At 74.6% G+C, this 17413-nt stretch carries 14 protein-coding genes; 7 read left to right on the top strand and 7 right to left on the bottom strand.

Annotated features, from left to right (window positions below; all coding sequences use genetic code 11):
- Window positions 1-82: 82 nt before the first annotated feature.
- Entirely contained in the window at window positions 83-1690 is a 1608-nt protein-coding gene (locus ACVJO7_RS00660) for a benzoate-CoA ligase family protein (protein WP_491671261.1), read from the bottom strand.
- Between the two features lie 114 nt (window positions 1691-1804).
- Here ACVJO7_RS00660 and ACVJO7_RS00655 point away from each other — a divergent pair, with 114 nt between their 5' ends.
- Together ACVJO7_RS00655 and ACVJO7_RS00650 are read left to right on the top strand one after the other, a co-directional pair.
- Window positions 1805-3745: an AAA family ATPase gene (locus tag ACVJO7_RS00655; protein ID WP_491671260.1), complete on the top strand. Its 1941-nt coding sequence runs from the start codon at window positions 1805-1807 to the stop codon at window positions 3743-3745.
- A gap of 26 nt (window positions 3746-3771) precedes the next feature.
- Complete coding sequence (locus ACVJO7_RS00650; RefSeq protein ID WP_491671259.1) at window positions 3772-4584, top strand: PIG-L family deacetylase; 813 nt, start codon at window positions 3772-3774, stop codon at window positions 4582-4584.
- Here the strand turns inward: ACVJO7_RS00650 and ACVJO7_RS00645 are convergent.
- Window positions 4570-5706: an acyltransferase family protein gene (locus ACVJO7_RS00645; RefSeq protein ID WP_491671258.1), complete on the bottom strand. Its 1137-nt coding sequence runs from the start codon at window positions 5704-5706 to the stop codon at window positions 4570-4572. The two genes, ACVJO7_RS00650 and ACVJO7_RS00645, sit on opposite strands and share 15 nt — an antisense overlap.
- A 358-nt stretch (window positions 5707-6064) precedes the next feature.
- Here ACVJO7_RS00645 and ctaD point away from each other — a divergent pair, with 358 nt between their 5' ends.
- From ctaD to ACVJO7_RS00630, 3 genes are read left to right on the top strand one after another with little or no spacing between them, the layout of a single operon-like run.
- Window positions 6065-7819, top strand: a complete 1755-nt coding sequence (ctaD, locus tag ACVJO7_RS00640) for an aa3-type cytochrome oxidase subunit I (protein WP_344022714.1) — start codon at window positions 6065-6067, stop codon at window positions 7817-7819.
- A 43-nt stretch (window positions 7820-7862) separates the two neighbouring features.
- Window positions 7863-9086, top strand: coding sequence for a phosphoserine phosphatase SerB (serB, locus tag ACVJO7_RS00635; protein WP_344022818.1), 1224 nt, complete (start codon window positions 7863-7865; stop codon window positions 9084-9086).
- Between the two features lie 5 nt (window positions 9087-9091).
- Window positions 9092-9805 (top strand): peptidyl-tRNA hydrolase, encoded by a 714-nt coding sequence (locus ACVJO7_RS00630; RefSeq protein ID WP_491671561.1) that lies wholly within the window; start codon window positions 9092-9094, stop codon window positions 9803-9805.
- A 22-nt stretch (window positions 9806-9827) separates the two neighbouring features.
- Here the strand turns inward: ACVJO7_RS00630 and ACVJO7_RS00625 are convergent, their stop codons facing one another.
- Window positions 9828-11354, bottom strand: coding sequence for an FAD-dependent oxidoreductase (locus ACVJO7_RS00625; protein WP_491671257.1), 1527 nt, complete (start codon window positions 11352-11354; stop codon window positions 9828-9830).
- An 89-nt stretch (window positions 11355-11443) separates the two neighbouring features.
- On the opposite strand from ACVJO7_RS00625, the gene ACVJO7_RS00620 reads away from it, so the two are divergent.
- Window positions 11444-12001 carry a TetR/AcrR family transcriptional regulator gene (locus ACVJO7_RS00620; RefSeq protein ID WP_491671256.1) on the top strand — a complete coding sequence of 186 codons (558 nt, stop codon included), beginning with the start codon at window positions 11444-11446 and terminating at the stop codon, window positions 11999-12001.
- A gap of 142 nt (window positions 12002-12143) precedes the next feature.
- Here ACVJO7_RS00620 and ACVJO7_RS00615 read toward each other — a convergent pair whose 3' ends face one another.
- The 3 genes from ACVJO7_RS00615 to ACVJO7_RS00605 all read right to left on the bottom strand — a co-directional run bounded on the left by ACVJO7_RS00615 (window position 12144) and on the right by ACVJO7_RS00605 (window position 15709).
- Window positions 12144-13049, bottom strand: a complete 906-nt coding sequence (locus ACVJO7_RS00615) for an alpha/beta fold hydrolase (RefSeq protein WP_491671255.1) — start codon at window positions 13047-13049, stop codon at window positions 12144-12146.
- Between the two features lie 76 nt (window positions 13050-13125).
- Complete coding sequence (locus tag ACVJO7_RS00610) at window positions 13126-13542, bottom strand: organic hydroperoxide resistance protein (RefSeq protein WP_491671254.1); 417 nt, start codon at window positions 13540-13542, stop codon at window positions 13126-13128.
- 88 nt (window positions 13543-13630) lie between these two features.
- On the bottom strand, window positions 13631-15709 hold the full coding sequence (locus ACVJO7_RS00605; protein ID WP_486362824.1) for an ATP-dependent DNA helicase: 2079 nt from the start codon (window positions 15707-15709) through the stop codon (window positions 13631-13633).
- 144 nt (window positions 15710-15853) lie between these two features.
- On the opposite strand from ACVJO7_RS00605, the gene ACVJO7_RS00600 reads away from it, so the two are divergent.
- Window positions 15854-16744 (top strand): thioesterase family protein, encoded by an 891-nt coding sequence (locus ACVJO7_RS00600; protein WP_491671253.1) that lies wholly within the window; start codon window positions 15854-15856, stop codon window positions 16742-16744.
- A 100-nt stretch (window positions 16745-16844) separates the two neighbouring features.
- Here the strand turns inward: ACVJO7_RS00600 and ACVJO7_RS00595 are convergent, their stop codons facing one another.
- The gene (locus ACVJO7_RS00595; protein ID WP_344022726.1) at window positions 16845-17408 is read right to left on the bottom strand and encodes an isochorismatase family protein; all 564 of its coding nucleotides are present in this window, start codon (window positions 17406-17408) and stop codon (window positions 16845-16847) included.
- Window positions 17409-17413: the final 5 nt, after the last annotated feature.

The raw sequence follows: 17413 nt of genomic DNA, 5'->3' as shown, positions 1-17413 counted from the left end.
CGTCCCGAGTGAACCCGCTCGATCGGGTCCCGCCAAGGGTGCGTCGCGAATAGCGACACCCGGCCCGCCGATCCGGGTCTCCTCAGACCACCGGCTCCGGCTGCGCGGCCAGCCCGGACGCCTGCTCGCGCAGCCGGAACCGCTGGATCTTGCCGGTCGGGGTCTTCGGCAGCTCGTCCACCGCGACGACCATCCGCGGCCGCTTGAACGCCGCCAGGCCCTCCCGGCAGAACGCCACCAGCTCGTCCGCCGACGGGGCGGCCGCGGGATCGCGCGGCACCACGAAGGCGACCGGCTTGTCCAGGCCGTCGGAGTCCGGCACCCCGACGACGACCGCCTCGGCCAGTCCGGGATGCTCCAGCAGCCGGGCCTCCACCTCGCCGGGGGAGACCCAGATGCCGCCCACCTTGAGCACGTCGTCGGCCCGGCCCAGGCAGGTCCACGAGCCGTCCTCGCCGCGCACGTACTGGTCGCCGGTGCGCATCCAGCGGCCCTGGAACACCTGCCGGTTCACCTCGGTACGGCACCAGTAGCCGGTGCACACCGAGTCGCCCGCCACGTAGAGCATGCCCTGCTCGCCGGGGCCGTCGATCACGCTGCCGTCCGGCCTGCGCAGCTCGATCTCGTAGCCGGGCACCGGGAACCCGGAGCTGCCCGGCACCACCTCGCCGGGCCGGTTGGAGATGAAGATGTGCAGCGCCTCGGTGGACCCGATGCCGTCGAGCACCTCGAAGCCGTACCGCTCGCCGACGCCGCGGAACATCCGCACCGGCAGCGCCTCGCCCGCCGAGACGCCCAGGCGCACCGTCGCGAACCGCTCCCGCGGCAGCCCGGCGGCGATCAGCGGGCCCCAGAAGCTGGGGACGGCGAAGAACAGCGTCGCCGAGTGCTCGGCGGCCAGCCGGGAGTACCGCTCCGGATCCGGCCGGGACGGCTCCAGCACCGCGCAGGCGCCGACCGACAGCGGGAAGAACATCGAGTTGCCGATGCCGTAGGCGAAGAACAGCTTCGCGACGGACAGGCAGACGTCGCCCGGCCGGATGCCGAGCACCTGCGCGCCGTAGGTCTCGCACACCGAGCGGATGTCGGCGTGCCGGTGCATGGCGCCCTTGGGCTTGCCGGTGGTGCCCGAGGTGTAGAGCCACAGCGCCTGCGACTCCGTCCAGGTCGGGTGCGGCTGCGCCATCGGCCCGCCGGCGGCGACCAGCTCGTCCCAGGTCAGGGACTCGGCCGCGGTCCCGGTCGGGAGGCGGTCCCGGCCGGTGAGCACCACCCGTTCCACGTCGGGTGCGCCGTCGACGGCCTCGGCGAGCGCACCGGCGAACGCGGCGCCACCGATCACCGTGGTCGCCCGCGAGTCCCGGACCAGGACGCCGAGCTCCCGGCCGGTCAGCATCGTCGACGACGGGACGGCGACCGCGCCGCACCACATGGTGGCCAGGATCGCGAGATAGAGCTCCACGTCGTCGGGCATCACCAGCAGCACCCGCTGCTCGGGCCGGACACCGGCCGCGCGCAGCGCGCCGGCCAGTCCGCGGACCCGGTCGGTGAGCTCGGCGTAGGTCAGTGATCCGCCCGGGAAACGGACGGCGGTGCGGTCGCCGTCCCCGGCCGCCACCCGGGCGGCGGTCAGGTGGGCGGCTGCGTTGAACGACGGGAAGGGCTGGTCAGCACGGACGACGTCGGCCATGGTGTGGTGGCTCCTGTGCCGGTTCGGGAGGCTGTGATGCTACACATGTGACGTGTGGCGTCAACGCTTCGTAGACCGTTCCGTTCGAGCGCCCGGATGTGATGAGCTGGCCCGGTGACGGCGTTGTCAGGGCAGGATCTGTCGGCGGGCGCGGCCCGCAACGGGACGCGGACCCCGGTGCCCGTGGTCGGGCTGGACCGCGAGCGCGAGGTGCTCACGGTCGCTCTGGACACCGGCCGGCACGTGGTGCTGGAGGGCCCGCCGGGCACCGGCAAGTCGACCCTGCTGCACGCGATCGCCCGCGGCTCCGGGCGGCGGATGGTGTTCGTCGAGGGCAACGCCGAGCTGACCCCGGCCCGGCTGGTCGGCACCTTCGACCCGGCCCAGGTGCTCACCGAGGGCTACACCCCGGCGGCGTTCGTCGACGGCCCGCTGCTCACCGCGCTGCGCGAGGACGGCCTGCTCTACCTCGAGGAAATGAACCGGGTCCCCGAGGAGACGCTGAACGTGCTGATCACGGTGCTCACCGAGGGTGAGATCAGCGTCCCGCGGTTCGGCACCGTCACCGCCGGTCCCGGCTTCCGGCTGATCGCGGCGATGAACCCGTTCGACGCCGTCGGCACCGCCCGGGTGAGCCAGGCGATCGCCGACCGGATGTGCCGGGTGGTGCTCGGCTACCAGCCCGAGGACGCCGAGCGGCTGATCACGTCCGCGGTCACCGGCCGGCCCGCCCCGGCCGTCGCGCTCGCGGTGACCCTGACCCGGCGCACCCGCGGGCACGCCGACGTCCGGATGGGCTCGTCGGTCCGCGGCGCCATCGACCTCGCGCACGTCCTGACCGGGCTGGCCGAGCTGCGCGGCGAGTCACCGCCCGCCCGGGACACCGCACGGGACGCCCTGCACGCCGCGCTGTCCGGCCGGATCCGGATCGCCGACGGCGTCGAGCGCACCCCGGAGTCGGTGCTCGACGAGATCCTCGACGACGTCTGGCCGCCGGAATCCGACGCCCCGCCGGAACAGCCCGATCCGGCGGAGGAGACGGACGGTGATCAGGGAAAAGCCGACGGCCCGGCGCCCGCTGACGGCGCGCCGGGCACCCCGTCCGCCGGTCCGCAGCAGCCGGGCCGCAGCCCCCGCCCGCCACGCGGGCCGCGCACCCTGGGCCGCGACCAGCTGGCGTCGCGGCACGAGGGTTTCGCCGAGGTCTCGCCCGGCCTCGGCGAGCTCGACGAGGGCGCGTTCGACGACGCGCTGGCCCGCGACCCGGAGACGGCAGCCGCGCTGCTCGCCGATCTCGCCGTCGCCACCGACGCGGAGCTGCGGGCCAGGGCCCGGCGGATCGCCGGACGGGTGTTCCTGCGGCTCGGCCGGGTCGGCCCGGCCCGCTCGCGCGGCACCCGGAGGCTCGGCCCGCGCCGCGGCGGGCACGGCGATCTCGATCTCGACCGCACCCTGGACGGCTGGCACCCGGGCGCGGGCCCGCCGCGCCCGGAGGACCTCGTCACCCGGGACTGGACCGCGCACCGACGGGCGATCTGCCTGGTCGTGGACGTGTCCGGCTCGATGCAGGGGGAGGCGGTCGCGCTCGCCGCGGTCGCCGCCGCCGGGGTGGTGCTGGCCTGCACGAACGGCGGCGCCGGCGGCTCCGCGCAGGACCCGGGGGTGCTCGCCTTCGGCTCCGGGGTGCAGACCCTGGCCACCCACGGCGTGCCGCGCCCGGCGCAGGACCTGGTCGCCGAGCTCGTCGCGCTGCGCGGGCACGGCACCACCGACCTGGCCGCCGCGCTGCGCGCCGCGTCCGGGCAGCTGGCCGGCGCGGTCGCCGAGGAGCGGACCGTCGTGCTGCTCTCGGACTGCCTGCACACCGCGGGCGACGACCCGCTCGGTGCGCTCGCCGGGATCGACCGGCTGCACGTGCTGCTGCCCGCCCCCGGCGGCCCGGACGCCGACGCACGCCGCGCCGCCGGTGCACTCGCCGCCCGCGGCGGTGGCCTGTGCGTGCCGGTCGCCCGGCTGGGCGAGGTCGGTGCCGCGCTGACCCGCGTCCTGACCTGATCGCGGGCTGCGTAGGCTCGCGCCACGTGGGGACACTGGTCAGCTTCCATGCCCATCCCGACGACGAGTCGATCGGCACCGCGGGCACGCTCGCCAAGGCGGTCGCGCTCGGGCACCGGGTGGTGCTCGTCTTCGCGACCCGCGGCGAGCTCGGCGAGCCGGTCCCGGGGGTGCTCGCCGACGGCGAGCAGCTCCCGGTGCGGCGCTCCGCCGAGTGCCACGAGTCGGCCCGGGTGCTGGGCGTGTCGCGCGTCGAGTTCCTCGGCTACGTCGACTCCGGGATGATGGGCGAACCGTCGAACGACGCGCCGTTTTGCTTCTGGCAGGCGTCGGTGGAGCACGCCGCCCGGCGGCTCGCGCTGATCCTCGAGGAGGAGGAGGCCGACGTCCTCACCACCTACGACGACAACGGCGGCTACGGGCACCCGGACCACATCCAGGTGCACCGGGTGGGCGCCCGCGCCGGCGAGCTGGCCGGGGTGCCGGTCGTCGCGCAGAACACCACGAACCGGGACTGGCTGCTGCGCGGCATGCGGGGCCTGCAGAAGGAGCGCGGCGCGGACTTCGAGCTGCCCGAGTTCACCGACGACCCGTCGTTCGGCAAGCCGGAGTCCGAGATCACGCACCGGGTCGAGGCCGTCGAGTACGCCGAGACCAAGCGGGCCTCGATGCGCGCGCACGCCAGCCAGATGGGCCCGGACCACTTCATGCTGACGATGCCCGATCCGGTCTTCGCGATGGGGCTCGGCACCGAGTTCTACATCGTCGCGTCCCCGCCGAACCCGGCGTCCGCACCGGAGATCTGGACCGAGGTGTTCGAGCCGCTACGCGGCGACTGAGCGGGCGGCGTCGCGGCGCGGGACGAACCGGTCCCAGGCGTCCATCAGGGCGCCGTGCGCCGGCCGCTCGACGAGCCGGGTGAGCAGCCAGCCCAGCACCAGCGCGGTGCCCAGCATCGCCGCCGACTGCAGCGTCGGCCCCACGCCGACGTCCTGCAGCCGCCGCATCAGCACGTAGCCGATCGTCTGGTGCACCAGGTAGACGCCGTAGGAGATGCCGGCCAGCCGGCGCAGCGCGAGCGCGACCGGCGCCGGCGTCCGCGATCCCGGGTTCGGCAGCCGGGACACCAGCGCGAGCACCGCGATGCCCGCGCACACCCCGGCGACGGCGACCGGGTCCACCCGCAGCACGCCGTCCGGGCCGGGCGCGAATCCGTGCAGGAACTGGGCCACGCCGCACACGGTGAGCAGAGCAACGGCGTGCGCCGGACCCGTCCGGCGGGTGGACCACAGCCAGATCGCGATGCCCGCGACGAACAGGTGCAGCCGGTGGAAACCGAGCCCGTCGACGACGATCTCGTACCACCGCGGCGGGTCCGGCAGCCCGCCCGGCGCTGCCCGCAGCGGCCACAGCAGCAGCGGCACCAGCACCAGCGCCCACAGCAGCATCCGGAACCGGCGGCCGGCGCCCCAGCGGGTGGTGCTCAGCACGGCCGCCGCGGTGAAGGCCATCAGCTGCAGCGGCAGCGTCCAGTAGGCCGGGTCCAGCCAGGGGAAGCGGGCGTCGTCCCAGTGCCCGAGCATCAGCCAGTTGGTGACGATCTCGCGGGCCGGCGGCTCCGCCCAGCCGTCCGGGCCGAGGAAGCGCAGCGTCAGCCACGCCACCGGCACCACGACCAGGAACGCCGGCAGCAGCCGGGCCACCCGGGCCCACCAGTACCGGCCGGGGGAGTGCCTGCCGAGGGTGGCGCAGGCGAAGTAGGCGGAGACGACCAGCAGCAGGCTGGCGCCGACCTGGTGGTCGAAGGAGAACCGGCGGTCGATCAGCTCCGGATGCAGCACCGGTCCCAGGTGGGTGGCGTGGTAGGTGACGACGAGCAGCACCAGCCCGATCCGCAGCGCGTCCCAGCCGGGCTCGCGGCGGGTGCCGGTGCGCCCGGCGTTCGGAGACGTCACGACCACCCCGACACGGTAGGAAGCCGGTGCGCAGGCCCCTCGGCCGCCCCCGGTCCGGACCCCGTTGCAGCGGGTCACACCGGTCGCGGCGGGTGCGGACCGGGGCGCCGGGGTGCGATCCGGTGCACGGCCGGCGTGGTCGCGGGCACGAACGGGGTGAAATCGGACCCGGCGGTGCGCCCGGGGGGTGTTCGTTCTACCCTCCGTAGAGCACAATCGGCGCGCGCCGTGCGGCCCGTCCGGAGCTCCCCAGTGCCAGCCGCTGTGGATCTCCGGGCCCGGTCGGGCGTCGTCCGCCGGTCGGGAAGTAGAGTCCTCCCGTCCGCGAGGACGTGCTCAGGTCAGGCAAGTGCAGGAGGACCAGGTGACAGCCGTCGAGCCGAAGCCGATCTCGACGCGCCAGTATCCGGCGCGGCGAGAGGGCAAGGGGTCCACGTTCCTCAGGATGCTGAGGACGACCGACCCCAAGGACATCGCGATCCTCTACATGGTCACGTCGTTCGGCTTCTTCGCCGTCGGCGGCGTGATGGCGCTGCTGATCCGCGCCGAGCTCGCGCGTCCGGAGCTGCAGTTCCTCTCGACCGAGCAGTACAACCAGCTGTTCACCATGCACGGCACGATCATGCTGCTGCTGTTCGCGACGCCGATCGTGTTCGGCTTCGCGAACTACATCGTGCCGCTGCAGATCGGCGCGCCGGACGTGGCGTTCCCGCGGCTGAACTCGTTCTCCTACTGGCTGTTCCTGTTCGGCGGCCTGATCGTCGTCTCCGGCTTCCTGACCCCGGGCGGCGCCGCCGACTTCGGCTGGTTCGCCTACACCCCGCTGTCCGACGCGGTCCGCTCGCCGGGCCCCGGCGGTGACCTGTGGATCATGGGCCTGGTGGTGTCCGGCCTGGGCACGATCCTCGGTGGCGTCAACTTCATCACCACGATCGTCTGCATGCGCGCGCCCGGCATGACGATGTTCCGGATGCCGATCTTCACCTGGAACATCTTCATCACGGCGATCCTGATCCTGATCGCCTTCCCGATCCTGACCGCGGCGCTGCTGGGCCTGGCCGCCGACCGGCATCTCGGGGCGAACGTGTTCAACCCGGAGAACGGCGGCGTGGTGCTCTGGCAGCACCTGTTCTGGTTCTTCGGCCATCCCGAGGTCTACATCGTCGCGCTGCCCTTCTTCGGCATCGTCTCCGAGATCTTCCCGGTGTTCTCCCGCAAGCCGATCTTCGGCTACAAGGGCCTGGTCTTCGCGACCATCGCGATCGCGGCGCTGTCGGTCGCGGTGTGGGCACACCACATGTACGCCACCGGCGCCGTGATGCTGGCGTTCTTCTCCTTCACGACCTTCCTGATCGCCATCCCGACCGGCGTGAAGTTCGTGAACTGGATCGGCACCCTGTGGAAGGGCAAGATCACCTACGAGACGCCGATGCTGTTCTCGGTCGGCTTCCTGGTGACGTTCCTGTTCGGCGGCCTGACCGGCATCCTGCTCGCGATGCCGCCAGTGGACTTCCACGTCTCGGACAGCTACTTCGTGGTGGCGCACTTCCACTACGTGCTCTACGGCACGATCGTCTTCGCGACCTTCGGCGGCATCTACTTCTGGTTCCCGAAGATGACCGGCCGGTTCCTCGACGAGACGCTCGGCAAGATCCACTTCTGGCTGACGTTCCTCGGGTTCCACCTGACCTTCCTGGTCCAGCACTGGCTGGGCAACGAGGGCATGCCGCGCCGGTACGCGGACTACCTGCCCTCGGACGGCTTCACCACGTTGAACACGATCTCCTCGATCGGCGCGTTCATCCTGGGCGCCTCGACGCTGCCGTTCGTCTACAACGTGTTCAAGAGCTACCGGTTCGGCCGGATCTGCGACGTCGACGACCCGTGGGGCTTCGGCAACTCGCTGGAGTGGGCGACGTCCTCGCCGCCGCCGCGGCACAACTTCACCGAGCTGCCCCGGATCCGCTCCGAGCGTCCGGCGTTCGACCTGCACTACCCGCACCTGGTCGAGAAGGCGCGTGCCGAGGCGCACGTCGGCAACCGGGCGCACCCGACGGAGGTGCTGGCCAAGGAGGTCGGCAAGGAGTCCTGGCCGGACGACGACCCCAAGTCCAACTGAGGTGACGGGCGGAACCGCCGCCTCCGGTCCGCTCCGGCCCACCGTGCTCGTCACGGTGACCGGGCCGGACCGGCCGGGTGTCAGCTCGGTCCTGTTCGCGGCGCTCACCGCGGCCGGGGTCGAGCTGCTCGACCTGGAGCAGGTCGTGGTGAACGGCAGGCTCACCCTCGGCGCGCTGGTCGTGCCCGAGGGCGACCCGGAGGACCTGCTGGAGTCGGTCGGCGAGGCGATGGACTCGATCGCGATGTCGGTGCACATCGAGATCCAGCGTGACGGCGACGTGACCGCCCGCCCGCCGTCGACGCACGTGGTCACGGTGCTCGGCCGGCCGATCACGGCCCGCGCGTTCGGCGCGATCGCCGCCGAGCTCGCCGCGGTCGGCGCCAACATCGACGCGATCCGCCGGGTCGCCGACTACCCGGTGACCGGGCTGGAGCTGCTGGTCTCCCCGGTGCCCGACGGCGACCCCGACGCCTACCCGCCCGGGACGCTGCGCAAGCGGCTGGTCGGGGTGGCCCGGCAGGCCGGCGTCGACGTCGCGGTGTCCCGGGCCGGGCTGGCCCGGCGCAGCAAGCGGCTGATCGTGTTCGACGTCGACTCCACCCTGATCCAGGGCGAGGTCATCGAGATGCTGGCGGCCCGGGCCGGCGCGGACGTCGAGGCGCAGGTCCGGCGGGTCACCGAGGAGGCGATGGCCGGGCAGCTGGACTTCACCGAGTCGCTGACCCGGCGGGTCGCCGTGCTGGAGGGGCTGCCCGCCTCGGTGGTCGACGAGGTCGCCGCCGAGATCGAGCTGACCCCCGGCGCCCGGACGACGATCCGCACGCTGAAGCGGCTCGGCTACCGCTGCGGCGTCGTGTCCGGCGGGTTCACCCAGGTCATCGCCGGTCTCGCGGACGAGCTGAAGCTGGACTTCGTCGCCGCGAACGAGCTGGAGATCGTCGACGGCAGGCTCACCGGCCGGGTGAGCGGCGAGATCGTCGACCGGCCCGGGAAGGCGGTGGCGCTGCGCCGGTTCGCCGAGGCGCACGAGATCCCGGTCGAGCAGACGATCGCGGTCGGCGACGGCGCCAACGACATCGACATGCTGTCCACCGCCGGCCTGGGGATCGCGTTCAACGCCAAGCAGGCGCTGCGCGACATCGCCGACACCTCGGTGTCGGTGCCCTACCTCGACGTCGTGCTGTTCGTGCTGGGCATCACCCGCAACGAGGTGGAGGCCGCGGACGCCGCCGAGGGCGTGCTCCGGCGGGTCCCGATCGCGTGAGCGGCGTGCTCGGCCTGCTGGCCGACCACTACGGCACCGGTGCCCGGCGCCGGGAGATCCCGCCGGAGGCGGACGGGATCGTCCGCGCGATGCCGGTGGTGCTGCGGATCGAGCGCGATCCGCTGCCCGGCCGGACGCCGCTGCTGGAGGCAGCCGCGACGGCCGCGCTCGCGGTCTGCCTGGACCCGCGGTCCCAGGAGGGCGGCGAGTGGCACGACGCGGTGCTGCCGTGGGTGGACGGGCGGATCCGCAAGATCGCCCGGCGGGCCCGCGGCGCGCACTGGCGCGCCGTGCAGGAGCTGCCCGGGGTGACGGTCGGCATCGACGGCGCCGAGGCGCGGGCGCTGCTGCCCGGATCGGTGGACGACGTGCCGAAGGTGGTGTCCCGGCTGCAGATCGGTGGCACCGAGCTGGAGCCCGACGAGCCCGGCCCGGCCCCGGACGGCGCCCCGCTGGTGCTGCTGAACCCGCACGTGACGATGACCGTCGGGAAGGCCGCGGCCCAGGTCGGGCACGCCACCATGATCCTCGGCGCGGTCCGCGGCTGGCCGGTGGCCGAGCCGGCCGACGTGCCCCGCTGCGCCGTGCGCACCCCCGCCCCCGGCGAGTGGGACCGCCTGCTCGCCGACCTGGCCGGCGGCGCCCCGGAGCTGGTCGCCGTCCGCGACGCCGGCTTCACCGAGGTCGATCCGGGCACCGTCACCTGCCTCGCCCGGTGAGGGGAACACCGGAGTAGCCCGATCATGGCCGGGCAGCACCGGTGTACCGCTCGCCGTCGCCGGGCGGGACGGTGAGCAGAGCAACGGCGGGATCGGGGCCGGCCCAGCCGATGTAGCCGTCCGGGCGGACCAGGTGCGGGACGACGCCGGGGACGGTGAGGGTGCGGACGCCCGGTCCGGGTGCGCGCAGCCGGGCCGCGCGCTCCGGGGTGACGGCTGCCCCGGGTGGTGCGACGAGCACCGGATGCCCGCCGCGCAGCGCCTCGTGGAGCCGGGTGCCGTCCGTCCCGGTGACGTCGGCGGCTCGGGTGCCGACCAGCCGGTGCGCGCCGCGCGGGCGCCGGTAGGCGATTCCGGTCCCGGTGAGCTGCCCGCGGATCCGCCGCCCCGGGCCGGGGAGCGCGAGCAGCGCGGCCACGATCCGGTTGCGCAACGCCCTGGCGATCCGCGGCCGCAGCATCGCCGCCCGGATCAGTCCGCCGCTGGTCCGCAGCACCGTCCGGCCGACCGGGTGCCGCTCGTCGTGGTAGCTGTCGAGCAGCGCGTCCGGTGCGGTCCCGTTCAGCACGGCCGCCAGCTTCCAGCCGAGGTTCGCGGCGTCCTGCAGGCCGGTGTTCATGCCCTGGCCGCCCGCGGGGGAGTGCACGTGCGCGGCGTCCCCGGCGAGGAACACCCTGCCCACCCGGTACCGCTCGACCTGGCGCTCGTCGCTGTGGAACCGCGACATCCAGCGCGGATCGCGCATACCCCGGTCGGTGCCGAACACCGCGCGGGAGATGCCGGCGACCTCGTCGAGGGTGACCGGCTCGTCGTCCGGGCGCTCGACGCGGCGGTCGCGGGCGATCACCCGGTACCAGCCGTCGCCGTAGGGGACGACGAAGCAGAACCCATCGGCGTTGCCGTCGGCGGTGAGCACGTCCGGTGGCGGATCGTCCATCCGGACGTCGGCGAGCACCAGCGAGCGGGCGACCGCGCGACCCGGGAAGCCGAGGCCGAGGGCGGTGCGCACGGTGCTGTGGTGACCGTCGGCGCCGACCAGGTAGCGGGCCCGGGTCGCGCCGGTCGGGCCGGTCGGGCCCGTCGCGCCGGCGGTGCCCGGGACCGTGCCGGAGCGGGTCCAGCTGACGGTGACCCCGTCCCCGTGCTGGACCAGGTGCTCGACCCGGATCCCGTGGTGCAGCCGGGCGCCCGCGGCGAGCGCCCGCTCCCGGAGCAGCAGCTCCACCCGGTACTGCGGCACGACCAGCAGGAACGGGAACCGGCTGGGCAGTCCGGTGAGATCGACCGTGGCCCGCCCGAACAGCCGGAACTCGTCGAGCCGGGTGCCGAGGGCGACGAGCCGGTCGGCGAGCCCGCGGGCGTCGAGCTGTTCGAGGGTGCGGGCGTGCACGGCGAACGCCCTGGTGAGCCCGGACGGCTCGGTGCGGCGCTCCAGCACGGCGACCCGGACGCCGGCCTCGGCGAGGTCCCCGGCGAGCAGCAGACCGGTCGGCCCGGCCCCGACGACGACCACGTCGGTCTCCGGTGCGGGGATGTCGAGGGTGCTCATGGCGGGTTCCCTTCTGTCAACAAATGTTTGCCAACGACTGTAGGCGTTGTCGATGCAGTTGCCAACGCCCGTTGGCATACGATGGCCGCATGGCCTTCACCGACCGCTCCCGGCCGGCCCGCGACGCGATCCTCGCCGCCGCCCGCCGTCGCTTCGCCGACGAGGGCTACGACCGCGCCACGGTCCGCGCGATCGCCGGTGACGCGGGGGTCGATCCGTCGATGGTGATCCGCTACTTCGGCAGCAAGCGCGAGCTGTTCACCGCGGCCGCCGAGTTCGACCTGCGGCTGCCCGACCTGACGTCGGTGCCCCGGGCCGAGGTCGGGCGGGTGCTCGCCGAGCACCTGCTGCTGCGCTGGGGGAGCGACGACGCGCTGGCGATCATGCTGCGCGGCGCGGTCACCGACGACGCGGTCGCCGAGCGCACCCGGGAGATCTTCGCCGCCCAGCTGCTGCCGGTGGTCGCCGCGCTGACCGGGGACCCGGCCGGGGCGCCGGAGCGGGCCGGGCTGGTCGCCACCCAGGCGCTCGGCGCGGTGCTGTGCCGCTACGTGCTCCGGTTGCCGCCGGTGGTCGCGCTGCCGGACGCCGAGCTGATCGGCTGGCTCGGGCCGACCCTGCAGCGCTACCTGGTCGGCGAGCGCTGAGCGCGGGCGCCGGTGCGGGCGGGCAACCGCCGGCCCGGCCCCGCCGGTCGACGGCCTGGTAACCGGCGGCCCGGCTCAGGCGCTCGCCGGCCCGGCCCGGCCCGGCCCGGCCCGGCCCGGCCCGGCACGGTCCCGGCCCGGCTCAGGCCGGCCGGCGCCCCGGCCCGGCCGCGTCGACCTCGTCGGCGAGGCCCAGGACGCGGCTGGTCACCAGCTCCGGGAACTCGCCGTTGAGCGCGTGCCCGGCGCCGTCCACGATCTCCACCCGGGCGTCGGACAGCAGCGCACGGGCGCGGTGCGCGGAGCGGCGGGCGTCGTGGGTGCGGCTGCGCCCGCCGAGCAGTGCGAGCACCGGGACCCGCAGTCCGCGCAGCTCGTCGTCGGTGGGCAGTGCGGGCGGCGGCGTGACGTTCCGGAACCCGCCCGCCGCGGCCACCGTGAGCCGGCCGATCGGGCCGTCGAACAGGTCGTCGCCGGTGCCGACGATCCAGCGCAGCGCCCGCCGCCGCAGGCGCTCCGGCAGCCCGGGGACGGTGAGCAGGCCCGCCACGACCAGGCCGGGCCGGATCCGGCCGAGCACCTGGGTCGGTTCGATCAGCGACAGCGACCCGATCCGCCCCGGTGCGCGCAGCGCGACCTGCACCGCGAGCCAGGCGCCGACGGACTGGCCGACCAGGTGCGCCGGGCCGGTGCCGAGGGTCTCCAGCAGCTCGTCGAGCCAGGCCGCCTGGTCGTCGGCGGTGCGGATCGGCCGGGTCTGCCGGGACGGGCCGGCGTCGCCCAGCGGCTCGACGGCGTACACGGTCCGCCGCCGGGCCCAGCCGGCCAGGTTCGGCAGCCACAGCGCGGTGGTGCCACCCCGGCCGGGGAGCAGCACCAGCGGCGGGCCCGCCGCGGAGCCGAACCGGTACACCCGCACCGTGCCGAACGCGGTGCGCAGGTCCTCGGTGCCCTCCGGTGCCGGGAGCAGTGCCATGGCCGCGTCGTAGAGCTCGCGGAACCGGGTCTCGGCCTCCGGGCCGGTGAACCGGCCCACGTCGGTCGTCATGCGGGCAGCCTGCCCGGCCGGGCCCCCGCCGCGGACGTGCCGGAGGTCATGACCGGCCTCCGGGCCGCGCCGCCGCTCAGACGGTCGCGGTGAGCGTGACCTCGACGTTCCCGCTGGTGGCCCGGGAGTACGGGCACACCTGGTGGGCGGCCTCGACGAGCGCGTCGGCGGCGGACTGCTCCAGCCCGGGCAGGTGCGCGGAGATGTCGGCGGCGACGTGGAAGCTGACGTCGTCGGGCTCGAGCCGGACGGTCGCGGTCACCGACAGGTCGTCCGGGACGGTCTCCTTGCGCGTGCGGGCGGCCAGGCGCAGCGCGCCGTGGAAGCAGGCCGCGTACGCGGCGGCGAACAGCTGCTCCGGGTTGGTCGCCCCGCCCGGGCCGCCCAGCTCGGGCGGCATCCGCAGGTCCTGGTCGATGAAGCCGTCGTCGGAGCGGACGTGCCCGTCCCGGCCGCCGCCGGTGGACGTGGCCTCGGTCGTGTAGGTCGGCATGCGGATCCCCTTGCCCGTCGGAACAACCCAGATCAGTTGTGCACAACTTATCTGAGCGGAGGGGTGCTCGCCGGGCGGGTGCGCGACCTCACTCCCCGCGCAGCCGGCGCAGCGCGCCCTGCACCTTCTCGCTGTCGGTGGTCTCCCAGAACGGCGGCAGCGAGGCCCGCAGGAACCCGCCGTAGCGGGCGGTGGAGATCCGCGGATCCAGGATCGCGACCACGCCGCGGTCGTCGGTGGAGCGCAGCAGCCGCCCGGCGCCCTGGGCGAGCAGCAGCGCCGCGTGCGTCGCCGAGACGGACAGGAAGCCGTTGCCGCCGCGCGCGTCGGTGGCCTTCTGCCGGGCCGCGACCAGCGGATCGTCCGGCCGTGGGAACGGGATCCGGTCGATGATCACCAGCGACAGCGACGGGCCCGGCACGTCCACCCCCTGCCACAGCGACAGGGTGCCGAACAGCGAGGTCTCGTCGTCCTCGGCGAACCGCTTGACCAGCAGCATCGTCGAGTCGTCGCCCTGGCAGAGCAGCGGCGTGTCCAGCTTGGGCCGCAGCGCCTCGGTGGCCTGCTTCGCCGCCCGGGTCGAGGAGAACAGGCCGAGCGTGCGGCCGCCCGCGGCGCGGACCAGCGCCTCGATCTCGTCGAGCGTCTGCGGGGCGAGCCCGTCCCGGCCGGGGGCGGGGAGCCGGCGGGCCAGGTAGAGGATGCCGGAGCGGCCGTGCGCGAACGGGGAGCCGACGTCCAGGCCGGTCCAGCGCGGCGCCTCCGGGTCCTGCACCGGACCGTGCCCCTCCTCGGTGGCCGGCGGGGTGTCGCCGCGCTCCTTCGGCTGCGCGGCCGGCAGGCCCCACTGCCGGGCGAGCGCGTCGAACGAGCCGCCCAGCGCCAGGGTCGCCGAGGTCAGCACGGTGGTCCGGGTGTTGAACAGGCGCTCGCGCAGCAGCCCGCCGACCGACAGCGGCGCGACCCGCAGCACCTTGTACCGGCTGCCGTCGGGCCCCTGCTCACCGAGCCACACCACGTCGCGGCGCTTCGCCGGGTCGGCCTCCTTGAACGTGTCGACCAGCCGCACCGCGGTGTCGGACACCTCGTCGAGCAGGGCCAGTGCGAGCTTGCGGGCGGCGGCGCCCTCCGGATCGGCGTCGTCGCCGCGCCGGTTCCCGCCGAGCGACTGCCGGCAGCCCGCCGCGGCCGAGAGGATCGCGTTCAGCGCGCCCGAGACGGGCCCGGGCAGCGCCTCCCAGCGGGCCGGCGGCAGGTCCTCGAGCACCGCGCCGAGGCCCTCGCCCGCCTCGGCGAGCCGGTCGGCCTGCTCCTGGTCGACGAGCCTGCCGCAGCGCCGCGCGGCGGCGGCGACGGTGCCCGCGGTCAGCTCGGCGGTGGCCGCGCCGGTGACCCGGTCGACCAGCTCGTGCGCCTCGTCGACGATCACCACGTCGTGCTCGGGCAGCACCTGGGCCTCGCCCATCGCGTCGATCGCGAGCAGCGCGTGGTTGGTGACGACGATGTCGGCCCGCCCGGCCGCGGCCCGCGCCTTCTCGGCGAAGCAGTCCTCGCCGACCGGGCAGCGGCTCGCCCCGAGGCACTCGCGGGCGGTCACCGACACCTGCCGCCAGGCCGGCTCCGGCACGCCGGGGACCAGCTCGTCGCGGTCGCCGGTCTCGGTATCCGACGCCCACTCGTGCAGCCGCTTCACGTTCCGGCCCAGCGCGGAGATCGCGAACGCGTCGAACAACTGGGCCTCCGGGTCCTCGTCGTCCCCCATGTCGCCGTGCAGCTTGTTCAGGCACAGGTAGTTGCGCCGGCCCTTGAGGATCGCGAACGTCGGCTCCCGGCCCAGCACCTTCTTCAGGCTCTTCGCCACCCGCGGCAGGTCCCGGTCGACCAGCTGGCGCTGCAGCGCGATCGTCGCGGTCGACACGACGACGGTGGTGTCCCGGGCCATCGCGTGCCGGATCGCGGGGACCAGGTAGGCCAGCGACTTGCCGGTGCCGGTGCCGGCCTGCACGGCCAGGTGCTCGCCCGAGGACAGCGCGCGGCGCACCGCGTCGGCCATCCGGTCCTGCCCCTCGCGCCGCGCACCGCCGACCGAGGACACGGCCGCCTCCAGCAGCTCGTGCACACCGGGCAGATCGCGGGTCGCCACGGGAGCGGACACGGGAGCGGGCACGGACCGAGGCTACCGAGGCCCACCGACACCCCGGGCCCCGACGGGACACGACGCCCGGGCGCGCGCCGTGACAACACCGTGCACCACGTGTGATATCGGACGCCGGTGGCCGGTGAGCGGCGACACAGCGTCACGATGGACGCTGTGACAGCTTCCTTGACCTCTCAGAGCAACGTCGAGCCCGGCGCGTTCCCGGTGCTGATCGAGCACGAGGCCCGCTACGCCGATCTGGACCCGAGCCGCCGGATCGGCCGGGACGCCCTGGTCCGCTGGTTCGAGGACGCCCGGGTTGCCGTCGAGCGCGAGACCTTCGGCGCCGATCTCGTCGCCCGCCTGCAGTCGCGGGTGCGGCTGCTGCTCGCCGCGGTCCGGGTCGAGGTGCTCGCCCCGCTGACCGTCGCCGGGTCGTACCGGATCGGGATCGGCGTCAGCAACGTCGGGTCCACCTCGTTCTCCTACCGCTACGCGGTGTTCGCCGGGGACGACCTGGTCGCCACCGGCGAGTCCACCTCGGTGCACACCGACGGCGAGAAGCCGGCGCCGCTGACCGACGAGGTCCGCGCCTCGCTGGAGCCGCTGCGGATCGACGCGCCCGCCTCGGCCCGCCCCGAGCGCGGCGAGGCCCGCCTGGTCCGGGAGAACTACCCGTTCCGCTGGGACGCCCGGGTCCGGTTCACCGACCTGGACACCAACCGGCACGTCAACAACGTCGCGCTGGCCGCCTGGTACCTCGACGGCCTGGCCGAGCTGCACGCCGACGTGCTCGGCTACCCGGTCGGCGGGCCGCTGGACGGGCTGTCGCCGTCGACGCTGTCGGTGCAGTACCTCGACGAGGTCCACTACCCGGGCATCTACCAGCTGCGGGTCGGCGTCGAGGAGATCGGCGAGGACACCGTCCGCTACGTCTGCGGCCTGTTCGACGAGCGCCGCTGCATCGGGCTCGCCGAGGCGGAGGGTTTCCACCACGCCCCCGGCGAGGACGGCGACCCGGTCCGCCTGGCCGAGGCACTCGCCCCGTTCCGCTTCGCCGGCTGATCCACCCCGGGCCCCGCACCGCACAGGTCCGGCCGGCACCGCACAGGTTCGAGCCTGTGCGGCGAGCCGGCGACCTGTGCGGCTGGGACGGTCAGGGGGGTCAGGGGGTGACGACGTGGACGCCGGCGTCGGTCAGGGTGGACAGGGCGGTGCGGGTCGTCTCGGGGGAGACCCCGGCGCAGTGCGCGAGCAGCACCCTGGTCGCCAGCCCGAGCCGGGCCGCGTCGAGCGCGGTCGCGCGGACGCAGTGGTCGGTGGCCAGCCCCACCACGTCCACCTCGGTGACGCCGCGCTCGTCCAGCCAGTCGGCCAGCGGTACCCCGGACTCGTTGTCGCTCGCGCCCTCGAAGCCGGAGTAGGCGCTGGTGTAGGCGCCCTTGTCGAAGACGCACTCGATCGGCGCGACGTCCAGCAGCGGATGGAACGAGGCACCCGGCGTCTGTGCCCGGCAGTGCGGCGGCCAGGAGTCCACGAAGTCCGGGGTGTCGCTGAAGTGCGGGCCCGGGTCGACGTGCACGTCCCGGGTCGCGACGACGTGGTCGTAGCCGCCGTCGCGGGCCAGCGGGCCGATCCCGGCGGCGACCGCGGCGCCGCCGTCGACGGCCAGCGCGCCGCCCTCGCAGAAGTCGTTCTGGACGTCGACGACGATCAGTGCGCGTGCCATGGATG

The sequence above is a fragment of the Pseudonocardia sp. DxW genome (assembly GCF_058448985.1).
Note: the sequence above shows the minus strand (reverse complement) of the source record. Positions and strands in the feature narration are given on the sequence as shown.